The organism is Vulcanibacillus modesticaldus (assembly GCF_001730235.1).
Classification (GTDB): Bacteria; Bacillota; Bacilli; order Tepidibacillales; family Tepidibacillaceae; genus Vulcanibacillus; species Vulcanibacillus modesticaldus.
In genome coordinates this window covers 1-1,081 of the sequence record NZ_MIJF01000082.1, presented here as the reverse complement: position 1 = coordinate 1,081, position 1,081 = coordinate 1, and the positions used below count along the sequence as shown (strand labels likewise).

The window sequence follows — 1,081 nt, the reverse complement described above, 5'->3', positions numbered from 1 at the left end:
TAATCCCTATGATAATGCTTGTATTGAATCATTTCATGCTATATTGAAAAAAGAAGAAGTAAATCACGTGCAATATCTAGATTACTATTCTGCTAAGATAGCAATTTTTCAATATATTGAGGGCTGGTACAACCGAAGAAGAATACATAGTGCTTTAGGTTATTTGACTCCTCAAGCCATCGAAGATCAATTGAAACATTCAGCATAAGAGTTAACTTTTTTGTGTCCAATATATTGACTCAAATCCAAGAGGAATAATAGTGTATTTTAATATATTCTTCATTGTAACCTCCAAAAAATAGTGTCGGATAAGGTTGAGTTATTCGCAAGGTTCCCAAATGTTACATACATTATTTTATTCCTGCTTCTCTTATTTTCTTTAATAAACCAACTAATCCTTTACTTCCAAAAAACAATATTAATCCAATAATTAATCGAACTATCTTTTCTATTAATGAAAATATCGTTTCTACTTTTAATTGAGGAGTTGCTAGAGATGAGCCAATTTCGTTTAGTCTAATAAGGTTTGGAATTACATGAAATATCTGAGGGATTGCGTCTGCTATTATCACTAACCCAATAACTGAAAATGCAATAGCTTGTAATTCTTGTGAATATAATGGAATACTTCTTTTTTGAGCATTTTCATTATTTAGTAAAATATAATTTGTTATTTTTTCAGCATATATCCATAATAAAGCACTAAATAATAATTGAATGAAAAATGGTATTAAGGATGCAAAAATCATTGTAAATTTAATTTTATTTGTATTTGTTTTTATACCTAAGTTATCGAGAGTTAATATATTTGAGACAATTGAATAATTAATGACTTGGAGTTAGTATAGTTTTGTGGACACACCTTAGTTAAGTCTAATACAATAATTTTGAGAGGATGTGTCCTATATGAAAAGAAAAGGTGTAGCAAAAAAATATACTGAAGATTTTAAACAAACAATAGTGGAACTCTACAATTCTGGAACTCCAGTAAAAAAATTAAGTAGCGAATATGGTGTATCTGAAGTAACGATATATAAATGGATTAGGTCCTATACCCCTGTAGGTGAAGGAAAGGATTCCT

3 protein-coding genes are annotated in these 1,081 nt (G+C 28.8%); 2 read left to right on the top strand and 1 reads right to left on the bottom strand.

The window, feature by feature from the left end:
• Nucleotides 1-208, top strand: a 208-nt coding sequence (locus BHF71_RS10560; RefSeq protein ID WP_141705358.1) for an integrase core domain-containing protein, incomplete at its 5' end; no start/stop codon positions are given.
• 142 nt (nt 209-350) lie between these two features.
• Here BHF71_RS10560 and BHF71_RS10555 read toward each other — a convergent pair.
• Complete coding sequence (locus BHF71_RS10555; protein ID WP_069657596.1) at nt 351-749, bottom strand: hypothetical protein; 399 nt, start codon at nt 747-749, stop codon at nt 351-353.
• Between the two features lie 157 nt (nt 750-906).
• On the opposite strand from BHF71_RS10555, the gene BHF71_RS10550 reads away from it, so the two are divergent.
• Nucleotides 907-1,081 (top strand): transposase (locus tag BHF71_RS10550; protein ID WP_084024127.1); only part of this gene is annotated, 175 nt, incomplete at its 3' end.

Coding starts and splice junctions, on each gene's coding strand:
- BHF71_RS10555 (WP_069657596.1), bottom strand. CDS start 749: ATGATTTTTGCATCCTTAATACCATTTTTCATTCAATTATTATTTAGT.